Annotated in this window: 20 protein-coding genes, 1 tRNA gene and 1 pseudogene; 12 read left to right on the top strand and 10 right to left on the bottom strand. The window is 70.9% G+C overall.

Annotated features, from left to right (window positions below):
- Positions 1-17: 17 nt before the first annotated feature.
- The 4 genes from H0524_RS19210 to H0524_RS19195 all read right to left on the bottom strand — a co-directional run bounded on the left by H0524_RS19210 (position 18) and on the right by H0524_RS19195 (position 3,521).
- Positions 18-641 carry a CDP-alcohol phosphatidyltransferase family protein gene (locus H0524_RS19210; protein ID WP_180199894.1) on the bottom strand — a complete coding sequence of 208 codons (624 nt, stop codon included), beginning with the start codon at positions 639-641 and terminating at the stop codon, positions 18-20.
- Positions 638-1,405, bottom strand: a complete 768-nt coding sequence (locus H0524_RS19205; protein ID WP_180199893.1) for a TVP38/TMEM64 family protein — start codon at positions 1,403-1,405, stop codon at positions 638-640. The genes H0524_RS19210 and H0524_RS19205 overlap by 4 nt, the downstream gene beginning before the upstream one ends.
- Complete coding sequence (locus tag H0524_RS19200; RefSeq protein WP_180199892.1) at positions 1,402-2,850, bottom strand: FAD-dependent oxidoreductase; 1,449 nt, start codon at positions 2,848-2,850, stop codon at positions 1,402-1,404. Before H0524_RS19200 ends, H0524_RS19205 begins: the two co-directional genes overlap by 4 nt.
- 125 nt (positions 2,851-2,975) lie before the next feature.
- Positions 2,976-3,521, bottom strand: coding sequence for a CGNR zinc finger domain-containing protein (locus H0524_RS19195; protein ID WP_180199891.1), 546 nt, complete (start codon positions 3,519-3,521; stop codon positions 2,976-2,978).
- Positions 3,522-3,604: 83 nt separating this feature from the next.
- On the opposite strand from H0524_RS19195, the gene H0524_RS19190 reads away from it, so the two are divergent.
- From H0524_RS19190 to H0524_RS19180, 3 genes are read left to right on the top strand one after another with little or no spacing between them, the layout of a single operon-like run.
- On the top strand, positions 3,605-4,567 hold the full coding sequence (locus tag H0524_RS19190) for a DMT family transporter (protein ID WP_180199890.1): 963 nt from the start codon (positions 3,605-3,607) through the stop codon (positions 4,565-4,567).
- 19 nt (positions 4,568-4,586) lie between these two features.
- The gene (locus H0524_RS19185; protein ID WP_180199889.1) at positions 4,587-5,306 is read left to right on the top strand and encodes an HAD family hydrolase; all 720 of its coding nucleotides are present in this window, start codon (positions 4,587-4,589) and stop codon (positions 5,304-5,306) included.
- Positions 5,307-5,359: 53 nt separating this feature from the next.
- Entirely contained in the window at positions 5,360-7,090 is a 1,731-nt protein-coding gene (locus H0524_RS19180; RefSeq protein ID WP_180199888.1) for a S8 family serine peptidase, read from the top strand.
- Positions 7,091-7,209: 119 nt separating this feature from the next.
- Here H0524_RS19180 and H0524_RS19175 read toward each other — a convergent pair whose 3' ends face one another.
- A complete protein-coding gene (locus H0524_RS19175; RefSeq protein WP_180199887.1) occupies positions 7,210-7,881 on the bottom strand; it encodes an IclR family transcriptional regulator in 672 nt (223 codons plus the stop codon).
- Between the two features lie 62 nt (positions 7,882-7,943).
- Between H0524_RS19175 and cysS the strand changes: the two genes are divergently transcribed.
- Complete coding sequence (cysS, locus tag H0524_RS19170) at positions 7,944-9,359, top strand: cysteine--tRNA ligase (protein WP_180199886.1); 1,416 nt, start codon at positions 7,944-7,946, stop codon at positions 9,357-9,359.
- The gene (gene rlmB / locus H0524_RS19165) at positions 9,359-10,507 is read left to right on the top strand and encodes a 23S rRNA (guanosine(2251)-2'-O)-methyltransferase RlmB (RefSeq protein WP_180199885.1); all 1,149 of its coding nucleotides are present in this window, start codon (positions 9,359-9,361) and stop codon (positions 10,505-10,507) included. Before cysS ends, rlmB begins: the two co-directional genes overlap by 1 nt.
- Before the next feature lie 62 nt (positions 10,508-10,569).
- On the opposite strand, the gene H0524_RS19160 is transcribed toward rlmB, so the two are convergent.
- Positions 10,570-11,667, bottom strand: coding sequence for an ABC transporter ATP-binding protein (locus tag H0524_RS19160; protein WP_180199884.1), 1,098 nt, complete (start codon positions 11,665-11,667; stop codon positions 10,570-10,572).
- 307 nt (positions 11,668-11,974) lie between these two features.
- On the opposite strand from H0524_RS19160, the gene H0524_RS19155 reads away from it, so the two are divergent.
- Positions 11,975-12,051 (top strand) — tRNA-Thr (locus H0524_RS19155).
- A gap of 251 nt (positions 12,052-12,302) precedes the next feature.
- Here H0524_RS19155 and H0524_RS19150 read toward each other — a convergent pair.
- Positions 12,303-13,916: an Ig-like domain repeat protein gene (locus tag H0524_RS19150; RefSeq protein ID WP_180199883.1), complete on the bottom strand. Its 1,614-nt coding sequence runs from the start codon at positions 13,914-13,916 to the stop codon at positions 12,303-12,305.
- 276 nt (positions 13,917-14,192) lie between these two features.
- On the opposite strand from H0524_RS19150, the gene H0524_RS19145 reads away from it, so the two are divergent.
- Both H0524_RS19145 and H0524_RS19140 read left to right on the top strand, forming a co-directional pair.
- Positions 14,193-14,549 (top strand): YciI family protein, encoded by a 357-nt coding sequence (locus tag H0524_RS19145; RefSeq protein ID WP_018217390.1) that lies wholly within the window; start codon positions 14,193-14,195, stop codon positions 14,547-14,549.
- An 83-nt stretch (positions 14,550-14,632) separates the two neighbouring features.
- The gene (locus H0524_RS19140; protein ID WP_180199882.1) at positions 14,633-15,799 is read left to right on the top strand and encodes an RNA polymerase sigma factor; all 1,167 of its coding nucleotides are present in this window, start codon (positions 14,633-14,635) and stop codon (positions 15,797-15,799) included.
- Between the two features lie 77 nt (positions 15,800-15,876).
- Here H0524_RS19140 and H0524_RS19135 read toward each other — a convergent pair whose 3' ends face one another.
- On the bottom strand, positions 15,877-16,857 hold the full coding sequence (locus tag H0524_RS19135; protein WP_180199881.1) for a calcium/sodium antiporter: 981 nt from the start codon (positions 16,855-16,857) through the stop codon (positions 15,877-15,879).
- Between the two features lie 226 nt (positions 16,858-17,083).
- On the opposite strand from H0524_RS19135, the pseudogene H0524_RS25650 reads away from it, so the two are divergent.
- From H0524_RS25650 to H0524_RS19120, 4 genes and pseudogenes are all read left to right on the top strand, one after another.
- Positions 17,084-17,233, top strand: a pseudogene (locus H0524_RS25650) (HAD family hydrolase); the annotation flags it as partial.
- Between the two features lie 38 nt (positions 17,234-17,271).
- The gene (locus H0524_RS19130) at positions 17,272-17,853 is read left to right on the top strand and encodes a GNAT family N-acetyltransferase (RefSeq protein WP_180199880.1); all 582 of its coding nucleotides are present in this window, start codon (positions 17,272-17,274) and stop codon (positions 17,851-17,853) included.
- Between the two features lie 304 nt (positions 17,854-18,157).
- The gene (locus tag H0524_RS19125) at positions 18,158-18,304 is read left to right on the top strand and encodes a hypothetical protein (protein ID WP_180199855.1); all 147 of its coding nucleotides are present in this window, start codon (positions 18,158-18,160) and stop codon (positions 18,302-18,304) included.
- 35 nt (positions 18,305-18,339) lie between these two features.
- Complete coding sequence (locus H0524_RS19120; RefSeq protein ID WP_180199879.1) at positions 18,340-18,642, top strand: hypothetical protein; 303 nt, start codon at positions 18,340-18,342, stop codon at positions 18,640-18,642.
- A 486-nt stretch (positions 18,643-19,128) separates the two neighbouring features.
- Here H0524_RS19120 and H0524_RS19115 read toward each other — a convergent pair whose 3' ends face one another.
- On the bottom strand, positions 19,129-20,445 hold the full coding sequence (locus H0524_RS19115; protein WP_180199878.1) for an MFS transporter: 1,317 nt from the start codon (positions 20,443-20,445) through the stop codon (positions 19,129-19,131).
- Positions 20,442-21,098, bottom strand: a complete 657-nt coding sequence (locus H0524_RS19110) for an MOSC domain-containing protein (protein WP_180199877.1) — start codon at positions 21,096-21,098, stop codon at positions 20,442-20,444. The genes H0524_RS19115 and H0524_RS19110 overlap by 4 nt, the downstream gene beginning before the upstream one ends.
- Between the last annotated feature and the right edge of the window lie 25 nt (positions 21,099-21,123).

The raw sequence follows: 21,123 nt of genomic DNA, 5'->3' as shown, positions 1-21,123 counted from the left end.
CGCGCGCCATCGTCGGTTCATCGGGTGGGCCTCCCGGCGGGCTCGGACAGGGTACGGACAGCGTGCACGACGCGCTGCCCGGCGGTGATGGCCACCACGGCGGCCCACCCCCAGGCGAGTTGCCCGGCGAAGCCGGGCAGCAGGCAGAACAGGGCGTGTACGGCGATGGTCTCGGTCCCCTCGGCCAGTCCACCGAGGAAGTGCAGCGACCGCTCGTCACCGCGTTCCCGGCCGACCCGTTCGGCGATCGACGAGTACGCCAGCAGCGTCGCCCCGTTGACGTAGTAGGTCACCAGCAGGACCAGGAACGGGGTGGCGGGCCCGTCGACGCCGACGGCGACCCCGGCGACGAACGCCCCGTACACGGTGAAGTCCGCGACGATGTCGAGGAACCCGCCCAACGGGGAGGCGGTGCCGCGGCGCCGGGCGAGGGGGCCGTCGAGGCCGTCGGCGAGCCGGGACACCAGCCACGCGACCAGCGCCGGCCACCACCAGCCGGCCGCCGCGGCGGCGCTCGCGGCCAGGCCCAGGGTCAGGCCGGCGGCGGTCAACCGGCCGGGCGTCACCCACGGCCGGTCCACGGCGGCGGCGCACCGGTCCAGGGTCTTGGCCAGGACCGGCCGCAGACGTGCGTCGATCATGAAGCGGACCTCGGCGGCGACGGTGGCGGCAGCCGCCACGCCGACCCGGTGGTGCCCTCGGCGGTCGACACCGGGCGGGAGTCCCGGCGGCGGGCCCGGCGGGCCGCTGCCGCACCGGCCAGGGTCAGCGCGGCCAGACCGGCCACGGCGGCGAGGAACTGCGGCGAGGTGGGGTCGGTCAGCGAGCCACCGACCGCGGTGTAGGCGACGATTCCCGGCGTCATGCCGATCGCCGAACCGAGGGCGTAGTCACGCAGCCGCACGGCGGTCACCCCGGAGCCGTAGTTGAGCAGCGCGAACGGGACCAGCGGCACGAGCCGCAGCCCGATCACCGCGATCAGCCCGCGCCGCGCCAGGAACCGGTCCAGGCGGTGCAGCCGGCCGCCGACCAGCCGCTCCACGGCCGGGCGGCCCAGCAACCGGCCGAGTAGGAACGACGCCACCGCTCCCAGGGTCGCCCCCACCAGCACCACCACCGATCCGCCGACCACCCCGAACAGCGCCCCGGCGGCCGCGGTGAGCAGCACCCCGGGGACCAGCAGCACGGTGCCCAGGGCGTACCCGGCGATGTAGAGCAGCGGTGCCCACGGCCCGGTGGCGGCGACCCGGTCCCGCAGCGTCGCCACATCCGGGGTGCCCTGGGTGGCCAGCAGGGTCGCCGCGCCGGCCAGCAGCACCACCAGGAAGACCAGCCTCGGCCACGGTGAGCCGACGATCCGGACGAGCCGGGACGCCGCCGCGGGCTGGTTTGCTTCGTCGGTCATCGGTTCCCACCCCGGATCGGGTGTAGGGCGCGGCGCAGGGTGCGGAGTGCGGTCATCGCCCGGGCCGGCAGCGGCGCGGACAGGTCGGCGCGGAGCTGGGCGAGACTGGCGTTCCACGGCCCGTCCGCGTACGTCGGGTAGGGGTGCACGGTGCTGGCGACGTCGCGTACCTTCGCGCCGCGCCGGATCGCGGCGGCGAGCTCGGCGATCGTCTCACCGGCCCGGGGCGAGACGACGGTGGCGCCGAGGAGCCGGCCGCCCGGCCCGCGCACCAGCTGGGTGAATCCGTCGGTACGACCGTCGGTGATCGCCCGGTCGACGTGGTCGTGGGAGAGCCGCTCCGCGCGGGCGCGGGTGCCGTGCCGTTGGCGGGCCTGGGCGAGGGTCGCCCCGACGCGCGCCACCTCCGGGTCGGTGAAGGTCACCCACGGTACGGCGGCGTAGTCGATGCGGCGGCGCAGCCCGAGCAGCGCGTTGGTGGCGGCGTACCCGCCCTGCACCCCGGCGACGTGGGTGAACGGGAGGGTGCCGGTGACGTCACCGGCGGCGTAGATCCGCCGGTTGCTGGTCCGCATCAGGCCGTCGATCACGACGTGCCCCTGTTCGGTGCAGCGCACTCCGGCGGCGGCCAGGCCCAGGTCGGTGCTGCGCGGTCGGCGTCCGGTGGCGACCAGGATCCGGTCGACCTCGACCGTCTCGCCGCTGCTGAGGTGGAGCGTGCCGTCGGCGATCCGGTCGACGGCGGTCCCGGTCACCACGGTCACGCCCTCGGCCCGCAGTCGCTCGGCGATCAGCGCGCCGGCCTCCGGCTCCTCCTTGCCCAGCAGCCGGTCGGCCACCTCCACGACGGTGACCTCGACGCCGAGCCGGGCGAGGGCCTGGCCCAGCTCGCAGCCGACCGGGCCGCCGCCGAGGACCGCCAGCCGCCGGGGCAGCGCGGTGAGATCCCAGAGCGTGTCGGTGGTCAGTGGGTCGGCCTCGGCCAGGCCGGGCACGGTGGGCAGGGCCGGCGTGGCGCCGGTGGCGATCAGTGCCCAGCGGAACCGCGCCGGTCGGGTGCCCGCGTCGTCGGTGATCCGCAGTGTCGCCGGGCCGGTGAACTCCGCCCGGCCGGCAACCACCGTCGCCCCCGTGGCGCTGATCGCGGCGGGGGAGTCCACCGGTTCGATCCGGCTGATCGCCGACCGTACGTGGGCGAGCACGGCAGTGTCGTCGATCGTCGGCGGGCCGGTCTGCACCCCGAACCGGTCGGCGGTGCGGACGGCGTGCGCGGCGTGCCCGGCGGCGATCAGCGACTTGCTGGGCACGCAGCCGGTCCAGAGGCAGTCACCGCCGGTGCGGGCGGATTCGACCAGCAGCACCCGGGCGCCGAACCGGCCGGCGGTCTTGGCCGCCACGAGCCCCGCGGTGCCACCACCGAGGACCACCAGATCCCACTCTTCCACCCCACCAGCCCTTCCTCGCTGCGCCTCCCGTGCGACCGTGCCTGTCCAGGATGCCCGGTCGGGGCCGGGGTTACCGAACTCCGTAATGCAACGGTCAGAACTGGGGTGGCGGCACCACGGCCGGGTCAGGGCCGGCGGGCGGTCCTGCGCGCGCGGTAGGCGGTGACGGCGGCCCGGTTGCCGCAGCCGGCGTCGCAGAAGCGGCGGGACCGGTTCCGCGACAGGTCGACCAGGACGTTGCCGCACCCGGGGTGGTCGCAGCTTCGTAGCCGGCCCAGTTCGCCGCTGCGGACGAGGTCGGCCATCGCCATCGCGGCCTCCACCGCCATCCGGGTCGCCAGCGGCGCGTCCCGGGGTACCGCGTGCAGGTGGTACGGCTCGTCGTCGTGCGTGATGAGCTGGGGCAGGGCGGCGTTCTCCCGGAGCAGTCCGTTGACGATGGACACGATCTCGTCGGTGTCGCCGTGCCAGAGGCGGCGCAGCCGGGGGCGCAGCTCGCGTACCGCCCGGAGTTCGCCGTCGGTGTGCTCGTGTCGTCCGCTGTACGCGTGGGCGACGAAGAAGTTGTTCAGCGCGGTCGTGTCGGGTAGGCCGTCGCCGGTGCTGCCGTCGGTGTTCACCAGGGCTGCGGCGGCGATCAGTGCGCACTCGGTGTCATGGGCAAAAAGCAATTTGACTCCTATCCTGGTAACGCTACCGTCATCGACGTAAGCGCATTTTGCCCATTACATGGTGTTGTTGCCAAGGAGAACCCATGCGCCAACCCCCGCGCGGCAGCGCCGGCCTGCTGCTGGCGGTGCTCTCGGCACTGACCTTCGCGACCTCCGGGACGTTCGCCCGCTCCTTGATCGACGCCGGCTGGTCCGCCGAGGCGGCGGTGGTCGTCCGGGTCGGCCTCGCCGCCCTGGTGTTGACGGCGCCCGCGGTGCTGGCGCTGCGCGGTCGCTGGTCGCTGCTCCGGCGCAACGCCGCCTCGATCACCGCGTTCGGGCTGCTCGGCGTCGCCCTCGCCCAGGTGTGCTTCTTCAACGCGGTGCGCTACCTGCCGGTCGGCGTCGCGCTGATGTTGGAGTACCTGGCAGTCGTGGTGGTGGTCGGCTGGATGTGGCTGGCCCACGGGCAACGACCCCGCCGGCTCACCGTCGTCGGGTCGATCGTCGCCCTGGCCGGGCTCGGCCTCGTGCTCGACCTCGCCGGGGCCGAGCGGCTCGATCCGGTGGGGGTGCTCTGGGGGCTCGGCGCGGCCGTCGGGCTGGCCGGCTACTTCGTGCTCGCCGGCCGGATGGACGCCAACCTCCCGTCGGTGGTGCTGGCCTCCGGTGGGATGGCGGTCGGCGCCGGTGTGCTGCTCCTCCTCGGGCTGGTCGGGGTGTTGCCGCTGCGGACGTACACCGGCGCGGTCGACTTCGCCGGGCAGCGCACCAGCTGGCTGGTGCCGGTGGCGGGGCTGGTGCTGGTGGCGGCCGTGCTCGCGTACCTCACCGGGGTTGTCTCGACCCGTCTCCTCGGTGCCCGGCTGGCCTCCTTCGTCGGCCTGACCGAGGTGATGTTCGCCGTGCTCATCGCCTGGCTGGTGCTGGCCGAGCTGCCCACCGTGGTCCAGCTGGCCGGTGGGGCCCTGATCGTCGCCGGGGTGGCCCTGGTCCGCCTCGACGAGCCACGCGAGACCCCACCGGTTGAGCAGGGCCAGAAACCGGCACTCGCCACCCGCGGGTGACCCTGGCAAGCTCGACGCCATGCTGAGTACGGTGGTGTTCGACGCCGACGAAACCCTGCTCGACCTGCGCCCAGCGATGACCGGCGGGCTGCTGGCCGTCCTCGACGAGATGCGCCGGTTGGCCCCGGCGGCGGCTGCGGTCTCGCTCGCTGACCTGGAGCACGACTGGTCCGTGACCTTCGCCGCGAACCCCGCTCGGTCGATGCCGGAGGTGCGACGGATGGCACTTTCCCGTTCGGTGTCCCGAGTCGGGCTCGACGCGCACCTGGACGTCCTGCTGGCGCACTACTTCGCCCGGCGGTTCGCGCTGACCCGCCCCTTCCCGGATGTGCTGCCCGCGCTCGCAGCCCTGGCGGAGAGGTGGACGGTGGGTTACGCCACCAACGGCAACAGTCGCGTGGAGCGGTGCGGGCTCGGCGGGAGGTTCGCCTTCGAGGTGTACGCGCACGACAACGGGCTGCCGAAGAAACCGGCGCCGGAGTTCTACGCGGCGGTGGTCCAGGCAGCCGGGGTGCCGGCTCGGCAGGTCGTGTACGTCGGCGATTCGATCGCCCACGACGTGGTCGGGGCGCAGACCGCCGGGCTGCATGGAGTCTGGCTGAACCGCGATGGTCGATCCTGCCCGCCGGGGGTGCGGCCAGATGCGGAGCTGTCCACCTTGACGGATCTTTCTGCCGTCTTGGCTGCCCTTGCGGACGAAGAAGATCTTCGGGCGCAATCGGAACGACCCCTGGTGTAAACGTCGACGGTGCTGTTCGATGACTGCCACGTCCTGCAACGAGAGGATCCGATGTGAGCAGACGCTTCACCGCTGGCGCCGTCGCTACCGTGACGGGCCTGGCGTTGACGGTCACGGGGCTGAGCGTCCCCGCCGGCGCCGCACCGAGCAGCAGCCAAACCTTCACTGTGGTCGCGGAGGACGGCGTCAGCGCCGCGGCGGCCCTGGCCGAGATCCAGGCAGCCGGGGGCACCGTCGTAACCCGGATCGACGATGTCGGCGTGTTCCAGGTGACCAGCGACAAGCTGGACTTCACCGACCGGATTGCCGAGGCCGACACCCTGATCGGTGCCGTCGAGCAGAAAGCCATCGGCCGGAAGCCCAAGCTGGACCCGGTCGAGCAGGAGGCGCTGCTGACCGCCATCAACGGCAAGAGCTCCGGCAAGGGCTCCGACTCCGGCAAGGGCTCCGGCGGCAAGGGGTCCGGCGGCAAGGGCAAGAAGATGGACCCGCTGGACGACAAGCTGTGGGGCCTGGACATGATCCGCGCCGACAAGGCCCGCAAGAAGGAGCCCGGCGACCAGCGCGTCACCGTCGGCGTGCTGGACACCGGCCTCGACGCCAGCCACCCCGACATCGCGCCGAACTTCAACTGGGCGTTGTCCCGCAACTTCGCGCCGGACCTGCCCGAGGTCGACGGCGAGTGCGAGGTGGCGAGCTGCCTCGACCCGGTCGGCACCGATGACGGTGGCCACGGCACCCACGTGGCGGGCACCATCGGCGCCGCCGCCAACGGCTTCGGCCTCTCCGGTGTCGCGCCGAACGTCTCGCTGGTGGAGCTGAAGGGCGGCCAGGACTCCGGCTACTTCTTCCTGGAGCCGGTGGTGCAGTCGTTGCTGCACGCCGGGCGGGCCGGGCTGGACGTGGTGAACATGTCCTTCTACGTCGACCCGTGGCTCTACAACTGCACCGCCAACCCGGCCGACTCCCCCGAACACCAGGCCGAGCAGCGGGCCATCATCAAGGCGATGAAGCGGGCGCTGAACTTCGCCCACGAACAGGGCGTCACCCTGGTCGGCTCCCTCGGCAACAACCACGAGGACCTGGGCGACCCGCGGATCGACACCTCCAGCCCGGACTTCGGTGACACCCCGCCGTACCCGCGTGAGATCGACAACGACAGCTGCTGGGACCTGCCGGTCGAAGGGCCGCACGTGATCGGCGTCTCCGCCGTCGGCCCGTCCGGCAAGAAGGCCGCCTACTCCAACTACGGCACCGAGCAGATCAGCATCGCCGCGCCCGGCGGCTGGTACCGCGACGGGTTCGGCACCGACACCTTCAGCACCTACCCCAACCTGATCCTCTCCACCTACCCGGAGAAGGTGCTCAAGGAAGACGGCCTGGTGGACGCGGACGGCAACATCGACCCGAGCGCGGAAGGGATCGTCTTCAAGGACTGCAAGAGCAACGGTGAGTGCGGCTACTACCGCTACCTCCAGGGCACCTCGATGGCGTCGCCGCACGCCTCGGGCGTGGCCGCGCTGATCGTCAGCAAGCACGGCAAGAAGCAGGGCCACACCGGCTACGGCCTGGCCCCGGAGCTGGTCGAGCAGCACCTCTACCGCACCGCCACCGAGCAGGCCTGCCCCACCCCGCGGCTGCAGCAGTACCGCGACGAGGGCCGCGACGAGACCTACGACGCGTACTGCGCCGGTGGACGTAGCTTCAACGGCTTCTACGGGCACGGCGTCATCGACGCGTACACGGCGGTAACCACCCCGCTGAAGTCGCACGGCCGGCCGTAGGGCGGGACCGAGCACAAGGCCCGGCCGACCCCGACAGGTCGGCCGGGCCTTCTGCTTCGGCGCGGCCCGCCGGCCCCAACTGTCAGCGCGGCCGTCGGCTTCGGCGCGGCCCGTCGGCTTCAGCGCAGCGCGTCGGCGACGGTGCCGGCGGCCGTGCGGACCTGGCCGCCGACCGTCTCGGTGTCCAGCGGCGTCAGGGAGACCACACCGACGCTCGCCTCCAGACCTGGTACGCCCAGCACGGGTGCGGCCACCCCGTGCGCCCCGGACTGCAACTCCCCCGCCGTGTCCACCGGATCCGCCACGCCGGTCCGGCCGGCGAGAATCGCCCGCCCTGCCGCCCCACGCTCCAGCGGATGCCGCGCCCCGGTCCGGTACGCCACGTGCAGGGCGGTCCAACTCGGTTCGACCACCGCCAGCGCGACTCCCTCACCGCCCTCGACCACGGTCAGGTGCGCGGTCGCGCCGGTCTGCTCAGCGAGCTGGCGCAGCGCCGGCAGCGCCCCCTCGGCCAGCAGCGGCTGGGCCCGCCGGGCCAGATTCAGCACCCCCACCCCGAGGCGGAGCCGGCCGTCGGCGTCCCGGCGCAGCAGGCCGTGCGCGCTCAGCGGCGCGACCAGCCGGTACACGGCGGCGCGCCCGATCCGTAGCTGGCCCGCCAGCTCGGTGACGGTCATCCCGCCGGGCGCGTCGGCGACCAGGTGCAGCAGGCGCAACCCCCGGTCCAGCGTCTGTGCGCTCTCGCCACCCCGCGGGGACGGCGGGTCGCTGCGTCGGGGGGTCGTGTCCACGCCAGCAGCGTACGACCCGGCTCCCGGCGGCCCGGGGAAGCGGGGACGGATACCCTTGTCCGGTGACCCTACGCCTGTATGACACCGCCACCCGTTCGGTGCGGGACTTCGTCCCGCGGGAAGCCGGCAAGGTGGGGATCTACCTGTGTGGTCTCACCCTCCAGGCATCGCCGCACATCGGGCACCTTCGCTCCGGCGTCAACTATGACGTGCTCCGCCGGTGGCTGCTGGCGCGCGGTTTCGAGGTTCGCTTCATTCGCAATCTTACCGATATCGATGACAAGATCCTGGTCAAGGCGGTGGAGCTGGACCGACCGTACTGGTCGATCGCCTACGCCAACGAGCTGAAGCTGACCGCCGCGTACCGGGCGCTGAACGTGCTGCCCCCCACCTACGAGCCGCGGGCCACCGGGCACATCCCGGAGATGCAGCAGTTGATCACGAAACTGATCGACGCCGGTCACGCCTACCCGGCCTCCGACGGCTCCGGCGACGTCTACTTCGACGTGCACTCCTGGCCCGCGTACGGTGCGCTGTCCAACCAGTGCCCGAGCGACATGCAGTCCGCCGGCGACGCCCCCGCGCGGTGCAAACGTGACCCGCGCGACTTCGCCCTCTGGAAGGGCGCCAAGCCCGGCGAGCCCACCGACGCGTACTGGCCGTCGCCGTGGGGTCGGGGCCGGCCCGGCTGGCACATCGAGTGCTCGGCGATGTGCTGGCGCTACCTCGGCAGTGAGTTCGACATCCACGGCGGCGGGCTGGACCTGACCTTCCCGCACCACGAGAACGAACTCGCCCAGTCCCAGGCCGCCGGCCTGCCGTTCGCCCGCTACTGGGTGCATCACGGCCTGCTCAACATCGGCGGCGCGAAGATGGGCAAGTCCTGCGGCAACTCGCTCGACCTGACGTACGTGGACTCGCTCGGGGTGCGTCCGGTGGAGCTGCGCTACTACTACGCCGCCGCCCACTACCGGTCAATGATCGACTACTCGGAGGACGCGCTGCGGGAGGCGGCCGTCGCGTACCGGCGGATCGAGGGCTTCGTGCAGCGCTCCGCCGAACGGGTCGGCGCCGGCCAACCCGCGGTGGTGCCCGTGGCGTTCGCCGCCGCCATGGACGACGACCTGAACACCTCGGCGGCGCTCGCCGTGCTGCACGAGACGCTTCGGGACGGCAACACCGCGCTGACCGGCGGCGACGATGTGACCGTCCGCACCGCGCTCGGCCAGGTGCGGGCGATGCTGGATATCCTCGGGGTCGATCCCCTCGACCCGGCATGGAGCGCCGGCGGCGACACCGACGACCTCTGCACCGTGGTCGACTCGCTGGTGCAGCTGGCCCTGGAGCAGCGGGCGCAGGCCCGCAGCCGCAAGGACTGGGCCGCCGCCGATGCGATCCGCGACCAGCTCAAGCAGGCCGGCGTGGTGGTCGAGGACACGCCCCAGGGCCCCCGTTGGACTATTGGAGAGCAGGACTGATGGCCGGCAACTCGCAGCGCCGTGGCCGACGGCTGACATCGAAGGCAGGCGCCCCGAAGGGCACCGGCGGCAAGGGGCGGGACGCCCTCGCCGGTCGGGGCCGTACCCTGCCCGCCGACGAGCGGCCGTGGCACAAGGGGTACTCGGGCACCGAGAAGCTGCCCCAGCGCACCGCCTGGAAGCAGGAGAAGGAGCGGCGGAGCGCGGCCGAGGAGGGGCGCGCCCCGAAGATCGGTAAACCCGGCACGAAGGACACCACCTGGGGCAGGGGCGGCGGCCGGGGCGTCCCCACCAACAAGAGTGGCCGGGGCGCCCCCGCCAAGAGCGGCGGCCGGGGTCGGCCGGACAGCCGTAGCGGTGGCCCCCGGGTCGCCCCCGGTCGGCGGACGAACCCGGCGAAGGACACTCCCGAGCTGTTGGTCGGCCGCAACCCCGTGCTCGAGTCACTGCGTGCGAACGTGCCGACCACCGCCCTCTACGTGGCGCAGGGGCTCAACACCGACGACCGGATCAGCGAGATCGTCCGGACCGCGGCGGACCGGGGCATCGCGATGCTGGAGGTCAGCCGCGCCGAGCTGGACCGGATGACCGGCGGCGTGTTGCACCAGGGCGTCGGCCTGCAGGTGCCGCCGTTCCGGTACGAGCCGTTCGAGGACCTGACGGCGGCGGCGCTGGAACAGCCCGCCCCGCTGCTGGTGGCGCTGGACGGGGTCACCGACCCACGGAACCTGGGCGCGGTGATCCGGTCGGCCGCCGCGTTCGGCGCGCAGGGGGTCTTCGTCCCCGAACGGCGGGCCGCCGGGATTACCGCGACCGCCTGGCGGACCAGCGCCGGTGCCGCCGCTCGGGTTCCGGTCGCCCAGGTCACCAACCTGACCCGGGCACTGAAGGCGTGCAAGGACGCCGGCTTCCTCGTGGTCGGCCTGGACGCCGACGGGGAGACCGACCTGTACCACCTGGAGGCCGCTGTTGGCCCACTCGTCGTGGTGGTGGGCTCCGAGGGGCGCGGCCTGTCCCGGCTGGTCGGCCAGACCTGTGACCTGACCGTCGGAATCCCGATGGTCTCCGACGTCGAGTCGCTGAACGCCAGCGTCGCGGCGGCCGTGACGCTCGCCGAGGTGGCGCGCCGCCGGGCCGTCGAGGCCTAGTTTCCGCACACGAGAAGAGGGGGCGGTCCGCAGTAGCGGACCGCCCCCTCTTTTTCGCTAGGTCAGGACGGGATCCGGAGGCCGGACTTCGAGTTGAAGATGTGGCTGCGGCCGGGCTGCGGCCGGACGAACACGGTGCCGCCCATGGTCGGCATGGTGCGCCGGTCGGTGCGGACCACGAACCGCTCGTTGGTGCCCTCCAGCGCGGCGTGACCGTAGATGTTCGCGTCCGACCCGAGGTCCTCGACCAGCTCAACGGTGACCGGCAGGCCGCCCTCGGTCGGGCTGACCAGCTCGCAGTCCTCCGGACGGAAGCCCACCACGACCTTGTCGCCAGCCTCGTCGGCGCGGGCCGCCTCGACCTGCTCGCGGGTCAGCGGGATGTGCATCTCGGCGAACTCGGCGCCCTCGTCGGTCAGCGGCACGGTCTTGATGTTCATCGCCGGCGAGCCCATGAAGCCGGCAACGAAGACGTTGGCCGGGGTGTCGTAGAGCGCCCGCGGCGTGTCGACCTGCTGGAGCTCGCCGTCGAGCAGGACCGCCACCCGGTGCCCCATCGTCATCGCCTCGACCTGGTCGTGGGTGACGTAGACCGTGGTCACCCCGAGCTTGGACTGCAGCGACGCGATCTGCGTACGGGTCTGCACCCGAAGCTTGGCGTCGAGGTTCGACAGGGGCTCGTCCATCAGGAAGACCTGCGGCTCGCGGACGATCGCCCGCCCCATCGCCACCCGCTGGCGCTGGCCGCCGGAGAGCGCCTTCGGCTTGCGGCCGAGGTACTCCTCCAACTGCAGCAGCGTCGCCGCCTCCTTGACCCGCCGGTCGATCTCCGCCTTCGGGGTCTTGCGAAGCTTGAGGGCGAACGCCATGTTCTCGTACACCGACATGTGCGGGTAGAGGGCGTAGTTCTGGAAGACCATCGCGATGTCGCGGGACTTCGGCGGCAGGTGGGTCACGTCCCGGCCGTCGATGGAGATCGAACCCTGGTCGACGTCCTCGAGGCCGGCGAGCATGCGCAGGCTGGTGGACTTACCGCAACCGGAGGGGCCGACCAGGACCAGGAACTCGCCGTCGCCGATCTCCAGGTCGAGCTGGTTGACGGCGGGCCGCTCGGTGCCCGGGTAGATCCGGGACGCCTTGGCGTAGGTAACCGTGGCCATGAGGGTGCTTCCTTTCACCGGCAGGAACGTGCCGGACGATCCGAGTGAAAGAGCGGACCGGCCCGCAGCTGCGACCCGGCCCACGGGCGACGGGCGTCGACCGCGTCCCTGAACGGTAGATCGGTTTCGTCCGCGTGCCAAGAACGGGAGCAGCTGCTGGGACCCGGGCCATACACATAACGGTCAGGCAAGCAGTGCCGGGCACGAAACGACGGCGGTTCGGGCGTGCCGCCGACGGAAGGCGCGCTGACCGGGCCTGCCGCGCGGGAAAACTGGACGTCAGTCGCTATGCTGGCGTCGGCAACACGCCCCTGTAGCTCAGCTGGACAGAGCACTCGCCTTGTAAGCGAGATGTCGCCGGTTCGATCCCGGCCGGGGGCTCCAACCTGGCTCCGCCGGCGAGTTCGCGATGGTGACCCGCATCGCCTACAACTTTTTTCCTGTCCCAGGCAACGACGCCCCGCCCGGCTGTGAGGCCAACGGCGGGGCGTCGTCATTCGGATGCCTGTTGTCGCGGGTGCCACCCGCCCCGCCCCCAGACCACCAGGGCGATGGGGCGGCCACCAGGGCGTACGCCTCGATCGGCTCCGGCAGGTCGGGCGGGAGGGGTGGTGTGGGCTGGTGGCACCTTGGTTCTACCTGACCTGGTGTGGCGGGCGTCGGCGCGCGGCGTAGCTGAGGATCACACCGGCCAGGATGGACAGGGCGGCAGCGCCGATGGTGGTGGTCATCTTGGGGCCGGTGATGGGTAGGTCGGGCTCGTCGGGTGGTGGGGCGATGGTGATGGTGGTGGGTGGAGATTGGCTGTCGGGGCAGGTGTTGGTGCTGGTGTAGTGGGCGGTGAGGGTGTGGGTGCCCGGTGGGAGGGTGGCGGTGTGGGTGGCGGTGGCGTCGGCGGTCAGGGGCGTGGTGGTGAGGGTGGTGGTGTTGGTGCGGAAGGTGATGGTTCCGGTGGGGGCATCGATGTTGCAGGTGACGGTGGCGGTGAGGGTGATGTCCTGATCCGCTGCCGGGTCGGTTGGGGTGACCTGCAGGGTGGTGGTGGACGTCGGTGGTGCGGTCAGGGCCAAGCTGTGGGCATCGCCGGCGGCGACAGCGGTGATGATGGTTTCCGGCGGCAGGTCGACGTTGACGGGTGTGCTGCTGTCGGTGGTGGTTCCGTCGCCCAGCTGACCACTCGAGTTTTCGCCCCAGGCGAGGACGGCGCCGGTGGAGGTGACCGCCAGGCTGTAGAGGTTGCCGCCGGTGATGGTGGTGATGGTGACGCCTGCGGGCAGGTTGACGTTGACGGGTGTGCTGCTGTCGGTGGTGGTCCCGTCGCCCAACTGGCCGAAGAAGTTGGAGCCCCAGGTGAGGACGGTGCCGGTGGGAGTCAGCGCCAGACTGTGTTCGTCGCCGGCGGCGATGGCGGTGATGGTGACGCCGGCGGGCAGGTCGACGTTGACGGGTGTGCTGCTGTTGGTGGTGGTTCCGTCGCCCAACTGCCCCCCGAAATTGGCGCCCCAGGCGAGGATGGCGTCGGCGGATGTCAACGCCAGGCTGTGGTCGCCGTGGGCGGCGATGGCGGTGATGGTGACGCCGGCGGGCAGGTTGACGGTGACGGGTGTGCTGCGGTCGGTGGTGGTTCCGTCGCCCAACTCGCCGTCGTTGTTTTCGCCCCAGGCGAGGACGGTGCCGGTGGATGTCAATGCCAGGCTGTGGTCGTCGCCGGCGGCGATGGCCGTGGCCTCGGTTCCTGGGGGCAGGTCGACGGTGACGGGTGTGCTGCGGTTGGTGGTGGTTCCGTCCCCCAGCTGACCCTCGGAGTTATCTCCCCAGGCGAGGACGGTGCCGGTGGACGTCAGCGCCAGGCTGTGGTCGTCGCCGGCGGCGATGGCCGTGGCCTCGGTTCCTGGGGGCAGGTCGACGGTGACGGGTGTGCTGCGCCTGGTGGTGGTTCCGTCGCCCAATTGGCCGTCGAGGTTTTCGCCCGAGGCGAGGACGGTGCCGGTGGACGTCAGCGCCAGGCTGTGGTCGCCGGTGGCGGCGATGGCCGTGGCCTCGGTTCCTGGGGGCAGGTCGACGGTGACGGGTGTGCTGCGGTTGGTGGTGGTTCCGTCGCCCAACTCGCCGTCATTGTTCTCCCCCCAGGCCAGGAGGGTGTCCGACGCGGCGCCGGACAGTGCGGCCGCAGGCCATGCGCCGGCGACTGCCTGCGTGGCTGTCACCGCCAACACCAGAAAGAACAAGCCGACGATGGCCCGACCCACCCGGTCGACTCTGGCGCTCCGGTCTATCCGCTGGCAGCTTCTCCGCATCACTCCGACCTCCACGTCGGGAAACATCGCCAATAGGGCAGACGCCAGTGTCAACGAGCTATCCCGTATAGATGCGGAGAAACGCCCTTGAGAGGACATTCGGTTGGCAACGCCCCGACTGCCCGGGCTGAAATAGGTCGCGGCGCACGGTAGAAATCAGGGCGGGCCGTTCGTCGTAGGGGTCAGCCACCCGGCGCGGTTGGCTGACGAGGCGAAGAAGGTGGGCAGATGAAGTACCTGATGCTGGTGTGTGTCAACCGGCCGGCCGACGAGGGAGCGGGCGACCCCGGCCGTCCCGTCGGTGCCGCACCGGACGAGATGGACGTTGACACCTGGGTCGAGGAGATGGACGGCCGGGGCGTACGGCTGCTGGGCGAGGCGATCCGTCCGGGAAGCGACTCGACGACGGTTCGCGTACGCGATGGCAAGGTTCTGCTCACCGATGGCCCGTACGCCGAGACGAAGGACGTGATAGCCGGTTTCGACGTACTCGACTGCGTCGACCTCGACGAGGCGGTGGAGGTGGCGTCAAAGCACCCGATGGCGCGTAGCAATGTGGTCGAGCTGCGGCCGTTCTGGGAGTAGGACTGCGTACCGACATCGAGGCGGGCCGGGTCAGCGCGGCGGTCGCCACCGCCTACGCCGACGACTGGGGGCGGATCGTCGCCATGCTGATCCGGCTCGCTGGGGACTGGGAGCTGGCGGAGGAGTGCGCCCAGGACGCGTTTGCCGAAGCGCTCACGCGTTGGCCGACGGAGGGGATACCGGATCGACCGGGGGGATGGCTCGCCACCACGGCCCGTAATCGCGCGGTGGACCGGCTTCGTCGTTCTGCCGTGGAGGCCGGGAAGCTGCGCGACGTGTCCCGGCTGGGGGAGCCGGCCCCGGTCGGCTACTTCCCCGACGAACGCCTCGAGCTGATGTTCACCTGCGTACACCCGGCGCTCACCGGTGAGGCGCAGGTCGCCTTCATGTTGCGCTACCTCGCCGGGCTCCGGACCGCGGAGATCGCCCGAGCTTTCCTGGTGTCGGAGCACACCATGGGGCAACGGTTGTTCCGCGCGAAGAACAAGATCCGCCATGCGGGGATCCCGTTCCGGGTCCCGCCGGCTCGGCTGCTACCGGAGCGACTGTCGGCCGTACTCGCGGCGCTCTATCTGCTGTTCAACGAGGGCTACGCGGCGACCGCCGGCACGAACCTCGTGACCGCTGCACTCTCCGGCGAGGCGATCCGGCTGGCCCGCCTCCTGACCACCCTGATGCCGGCTGAGCCCGAAGCCCGCGGACTGCTCGCGCTCATGTTGCTGCACGACGCCCGCCGCCGGTCCCGGGTTGACCAGCACGGTGACCTTGTCACCCTGGCCGACCAGGACCGTTCGGCCTGGGACCAGACCCAGATCGCCGAGGCGGTCGTCCTGCTCGAGCAGGCACTGGCGCGGCGCCGCCCCGGTGCCTACCAGGTGCAGGCGGCGATCGCCGCGGTCCATGCCGAGGCGCCGGTGGCGGCGGCGACCGACTGGCCGCAGATCGTCGGCCTGTACGCGCAACTCGCCCGCCTGGCACCGAGCCCGGTTGTCGAGCTCAACCGGGCGGTGGCGGTGGCGATGGCCGACGGACCCGGCGCTGGGCTGGCCTTGGTGGAGCGCCTGGCCGCCACCGGAGTGCTCGATGACTACTACCTGCTGCCGGCGACCCGGGCTGACCTACTGCGCCGGCTGGGGCGATTCGCCGAGGCGGCAGCCGGCTACCAACGGGCGCTGGAGCTGTGCGGGACCGACGCCGAGTACCGGTACCTCCGCCGCCGCCTGCGCGAGGTGTCGGCACCCACCTCGTAGGAATCGGTTCAACGCCGGCTGGGTAGCCGGCGCTCTTCTCCGGGTGGCGCTCTTCTTCGGGTGGCGGTCGGTGCCGGTTACGTGGACAGCAGCAGCGGTATCGTCAGCACATACGCCGCGAGCAGCACCGAGCCTTCCGGTCGGGTGAGTGAATAGCTCCGGCGGAGCAGTATCCACGCCGCCACCGCGGCCAGGCCCATCACCAGGACGAGCGCGGCACTGGTGCCGGGGACACTGCTCGGGGCGGCCAGGGCGATCACCGAGCCGCCGACGAGGCTGTTGAACAGGTTGGAGCCGAACAGGTTGCCCACGAGCAGGTCTGACTGACCCTGCCGCTGGGCTTGGATCGTGGTGACCAGCTCCGGCAGTGAGGTGCCCACCGCGACCAGGGTCATCCCGATGATCAACTGGGGAACCCCCAGGTCGGTGGCGATGGCGGCGGCATTGACGACCAACAGCTGGGCCCCGGCCAGGACCCCGACCAGGCCGAGTACGGTGCGGACCGGCTCCCACCGGGCCAGCGGTTGCCGCTGCGTCGGCGTCGGGTCGACCACGGCGACGTTCTCGCCCTCCACGTGCTCCACCACGTCCCGGGCCAGCGGAGTGGCTTCGTCCTCGCCCGCCCACCGGATCAGCAGCCACAGCGCACCGGCGGCGGCGACCAGCAGCACCACACCACTCACAGCCGTCAGTCCGGTCCAGGCCAGGAGGCCGAAGAGCAGCACGGCGCCGACCGCGAGCCGTGCCTCGCGGTAGATCACCGTCGACTTCACGGTGACCTTGGCGACCAGTGCGGCGACGCCGAGGACCATGGTCAGGTTGAGAATGTTGGAGCCCGCGATGTTGCCCAGGGCGATGCTCGTGTCACCGCGGGCCGCAGCCACTCCGGAGACCAGCAGCTCCGGTGCCGAGGTGCCGAGACCGATCACCACGACGCCGACGACGACGGGTCTGATCCGTAGCCGGTGGGCGAGCCGGGACGCGCCGAGCACGAGATGGTCGGCGGCCACGGTGAGCAGCAGCAGACCGGCGACGGCGAGGAGGACTCGGAACATCATGACGGGCTCATGTGCGGCGTTGTCCTCGCTATCCCGTTGACCGGCGCCTGGTGTACCGGAGCCCAACCTACTGCCCTGGTCGACCCCTGTGGGCCCGGACGGTACCGGAACCGCGTGTTCCCGGCGATCGGTCGCGGGAGCGGTGTGTCTTGCGGCGGCGGGTCACCGGGTTCCTGGGGCGGACGCCGGACGACGTGGCGGCGGACTCGTGGCTCCGGCGCTACACCGCGACGCGGGCCTTGTCGGAATCTGGCTTGATCGTGCACGATCAACAGCGACGGCGACGGCGAGGTCGACCGTGCCGGTGCCGGTCGGTGTGCACCGGATCCCGGGCCTCGCCGACCTTCCCCGGCTGCTCGCCGCCCTGGGTGAATGAGGCCACGGGTTGTCCCGTCCATGATTGGAGCCCTCGCGATGTCGTTTGAACTCCAGCCCGTCCTGACCGGCGAGCTGATTACGGTAAGGCCCCTCCGGCCGGCGGATTTCGATGAGCTGTTCGCTGTCGCCGCTGACCCGCTGCTGTGGGAACAGCATCCGCAGCCGGACCGGTGCCGAGAGGAAGTGTTTCGCGCTTTCTTCCGGGATGCGCTCGCCTCCGGCGGCGCGTTCGCAGTGGTCGACACCAGGGAGTCTCGCCTGATCGGTTCATCTCGGTATCACGGCTACGATGCGGAGCGCCGCGAGGTCGAAATTGGCTGGACCTTCCTTGCGCGTTCCCACTGGGGCGGGGTTTACAACAAGACACTCAAGCAGCTCATGCTGGATCATGCTTTCCAGTTCGTCGATACCGTTGTCTTTCTCATCGGTACGGAAAATTTCCGTTCTCGGCGGGCGGTGGAGAAGCTCGGTGGGATCCTGGCCGGGTCTGGCCAGGACCGGGCTGGGGTGCCCCACGTTCGCTACCAGATCGAGGTTGGCAACTGGTCCGGTGGGCGTTCAGGTGCCGAGGGCTCGGGCGGTGCCGGCGGCCCGGGCGGTGCCGGCGACCTGAGCTGACGGTGGTCTGGGGTGACGGTGGCAGGGTGAAAGCGGGCTAGTCCTCCGGTTCGTCCGCTTCTATACTCCCCAGTAATGATCACCCCGAGGTGCGCGTCAGCGGGGTGTGGACGTGTCGGGTGAGCGGGTCACGGTCAGTAGCGCAACTGCAAGGGGCGACCGGGGGGGCATGGGTGCGACGGGCGCGTCTGATTCGCCGGTGTTGGCGGAGCCGGGATTGCCAGTGGGGTATGGGTTGCGACCGACACTACTGATTACATTTTCTACCACGATCGAACGAGCCCGCTGCATCAGCGCCACGCCGATGGTGCCGCAGGAGGACCTGACGAGCGCCCCCGGTGACGACCCCGACGAGGAGGTCCGGCAGTTGCTGGAGATCGCGCAGTGGTACCGCTCACCGCTGGTTGACCGGTATCGGGCCGGATTACCGCCGGTCACCATGGCCCAGTAGCTGATTCACCCCACAGATCGAGAAGGGAGACCTGGGTGGGATTCATCCAGATAATCGACTACCGGACCGAGTGTCCCGAGGCGGTGGACCGGCTCCTCACCGAGTGGATCAACGGGAGTGCCGGCCTGCGTACCGCCACCCGTACGCGGGTCTGCCGCGACCGCGATGATCCAACCCACTACATGGAGATCCTTGAGTTCGACTCGTACGATGATGCGATGGTGAACTCCGAGTTGGCCGTGACCAACGCGACCCATGAGGCTTTCGTGCCACTGTGCACCGACGGCCCGCGTTTCATCAATCTCGATGTTATCCGGGACGAGCCATGGCAATTATAAAAACCGTGTACGGCCTACGTGGTCGGCTCAACCGGCTTGGTCGCGCTAATAGGGGAGCTGCAATGCGCCTGTTTCTGACTCCCCTGGCCATGGTTGGCGCCCTTGCTCTGACCGGCTGCGCAGCCGGATCCGATACCAGTCCGGGTCTCGCCACGACCCCGACCGCAGACTCCACCGCACCCCCGAACGCCGGGTCCGCCGCAACTCCACCCTCAGTGCCCCCATCCGTCGCCGATGAAGTGGGACTACCTCCCGCCGAGCCAGGGCGAACCACACTCCTGGCTGCGGGGCCCCAGTCTGGCGCGGCGATAGCCGGACGCGTCACCACTGGTCCGGGCGCATTGTGGATCAGCCTCGACTGCCAGGGTGACGGCTCGCTCGTGCTCGCGGTGGGCTCAGCCTCCACGTCCACCATCCGGTGTGGCCCGAACCTTCACCACAGCCTTGACAAGATTGATACCGCCTCAACCGCGCAGCAGCTGGGGGTCACGGTGGAGACGTCGGCGGAGGTGCGCTGGGCCCTCCGGATTGAGCAGTGATGACTCCGGCCGGAGGGTTGGTTCGGCGTGGCGTTCTGGGGCGCGGGTACGGTGGCGGCCCTTCGGCCCGGCGGAGCAGCCACCAGGCGACAGCAGCCACCCCGAGCAGGCCGGTGCCGGCGATGAGGAACACGCCGGCCGGCGAGGTCGCCTCGAGTAGGGGGCCGCTGATCAGGTAGGCGGCGGTCTCCGCGAGGAAAACTGGGCCGTAGATCGCGCCGAAGACCCGGCCCAGCTTGTCGCTGTCCACGTTCTGGCCGATGGCGGTGTCGGTGGCGATGTTCTCCAGGCCGTTGCCGGCACCGGCGATCGTGTAGAGCAGCACGATCAGGGCCAGCTGGCCGGCGACGCCAACGGCGATGAGGCCCAGGGCCGAGCAGCACAGGCCGATGAGCAGCAGCCGCGGGCCGGACGGCTGCCAACGGGTCAGCGCGAGCAGTAGCGGCACGAGCACCATCGCCAGTCCGTACCCGCCGGTCGCCACCCCGACCCAGGTATCGGTGCCGCCGTGGTCGTCCTTGATCAGGAAGACCAGTCCCACGCTGTCCCACGCCGCGAAGAAGACACCGAGAAAGAGGGAGAGCGCCACCGCCCGGGCCACGGCGTGCCCGGCCACGTAACGCAGGCCGGCCGTGAGGTCCGCGACGAACCGCGTGGTACGGCCGGCAGCACCGGGACCGCCGCCGACCGGTGGCAGTAAGAACAGCACCAGGGCGGAGAGCAGGTAGGAGGCCGCGTCCAGGGCGAAGGCGGCTCGGGCTCCGGCGGTCTGGATGAGTACCGCACCGAGGACCGGCCCGACGGCCAGCGCCACATTGTGCGAAAGCCCGAGCAGTGAGTTGGCCTGCACCAGGCTGGACCGTTCCACCAGCCGCGGCACGCAGCTCTTGCCGGCCGGCAAGAAGCAGGTGGTCAGCGTGCTGGTGAGCAGGATCAGGGCGAGGAGCACGGGAAAGGGTGGCAGGGCCACCGCGATCAGGCCGACTGTCCCGAACCGAATCAGGTCGGCGGCGATCATGATGCGGCGGGGGTCCCAGCGGTCGGCCAGGGTGCCGGTCACCGGGCCGAGCCCTTGGGGCAGTGCCTTCGCGGCGAGCGCCAACCCGAGCTCGGTCGGGGTCGCCCCGATCTCGTAGAGGTAGAGAACCACGGCGGTGGCAGTGATGACATCACCGAGGTAGGAGGTGGTACGGGCGAGCCAGAGCGTCCGGAAGCCGCGGTTGTCGATGAGCAGCGACAGCCCGCTACCGGTAGCCCTCGTCACCGCCGCGCACGTTCCCGTAGCGTGTGCCGGAGGTCGTCGGGGAGGCCCTCGACCTCTGCCAGCGCGGGCAGCAACTCCGGCTCGGTCAGGTACGCGTGGAAGGCCGCCGCGATTGTCACGCCATGGGCCGGCCGGTGGAGCACCGAAACCGGATCTCCGGCCTGCACCTCTCCCGGTGTGACGACCCGAAGGTAGGCGCCGGGGCGATTTTCCCGGGTGAACCGCTTCACCCACTGCGGCTCCGCCATCTTGGCCTGGAAAGTCGCGCACGGAATGCGGCCAAAGGTCGGCTGGAGTTCGAGCTGGTCGCCGATGCGCCAGGTCTCGCCGATCACCGCACCGTTGACGTCGACGCCGGCCGTGGTCAGGTTCTCACCGAAGATCCCGCCTGGCAGCACCCGCCCGAGGTGGGCCTCCCACCAGTCGTAGTCCTCCCGGGCGTACGCGTACACGGCTTGGTCGTCGCCGCCGTGGTGCTCGATGTCGAAGATCTGGTCGCCGACCAGGCCACTGTGTAGGCCGGTGGTTTTCGGCCCGGGGGCCCGGACCGTCACGGGTCCGTCGACGGGCTGCTTGTTGATGCCGGTGACCCCGACTCGCTTCACGGTACTGCGTTCCGGGACCGCGAGGTTGACCGAGAGGATGCTGCCCATGGGCAGCAACCTATCGATTCGTCCG

This window comes from Salinispora sp. H7-4, from assembly GCF_013416675.1.
Lineage (GTDB): Bacteria > Actinomycetota > Actinomycetes > Mycobacteriales > Micromonosporaceae > Micromonospora > Micromonospora vitiensis.
The sequence above is the reverse complement of the archived record's forward strand: the minus strand, read 5'-3'. Positions and strand labels throughout refer to the sequence as shown.

Bases quoted from the DNA above. Each gene is read 5' to 3' on its own strand.
- H0524_RS19185 (WP_180199889.1), top strand. From the start codon at position 4,587: ATGCTGAGTACGGTGGTGTTCGACGCCGACGAAACCCTGCTCGACCTG.
- H0524_RS19210 (WP_180199894.1), bottom strand. From the start codon at position 641: ATGATCGACGCACGTCTGCGGCCGGTCCTGGCCAAGACCCTGGACCGG.
- H0524_RS19190 (WP_180199890.1), top strand. From the start codon at position 3,605: ATGCGCCAACCCCCGCGCGGCAGCGCCGGCCTGCTGCTGGCGGTGCTC.
- H0524_RS19205 (WP_180199893.1), bottom strand. From the start codon at position 1,405: ATGACCGACGAAGCAAACCAGCCCGCGGCGGCGTCCCGGCTCGTCCGG.
- H0524_RS19145 (WP_018217390.1), top strand. From the start codon at position 14,193: ATGAAGTACCTGATGCTGGTGTGTGTCAACCGGCCGGCCGACGAGGGA.
- rlmB (WP_180199885.1), top strand. From the start codon at position 9,359: ATGGCCGGCAACTCGCAGCGCCGTGGCCGACGGCTGACATCGAAGGCA.
- H0524_RS19140 (WP_180199882.1), top strand. From the start codon at position 14,633: ATGCTGATCCGGCTCGCTGGGGACTGGGAGCTGGCGGAGGAGTGCGCC.
- H0524_RS19130 (WP_180199880.1), top strand. From the start codon at position 17,272: ATGTCGTTTGAACTCCAGCCCGTCCTGACCGGCGAGCTGATTACGGTA.
- H0524_RS19110 (WP_180199877.1), bottom strand. From the start codon at position 21,098: ATGGGCAGCATCCTCTCGGTCAACCTCGCGGTCCCGGAACGCAGTACC.
- H0524_RS19160 (WP_180199884.1), bottom strand. From the start codon at position 11,667: ATGGCCACGGTTACCTACGCCAAGGCGTCCCGGATCTACCCGGGCACC.
- H0524_RS19125 (WP_180199855.1), top strand. From the start codon at position 18,158: ATGGTGCCGCAGGAGGACCTGACGAGCGCCCCCGGTGACGACCCCGAC.
- H0524_RS19135 (WP_180199881.1), bottom strand. From the start codon at position 16,857: ATGATGTTCCGAGTCCTCCTCGCCGTCGCCGGTCTGCTGCTGCTCACC.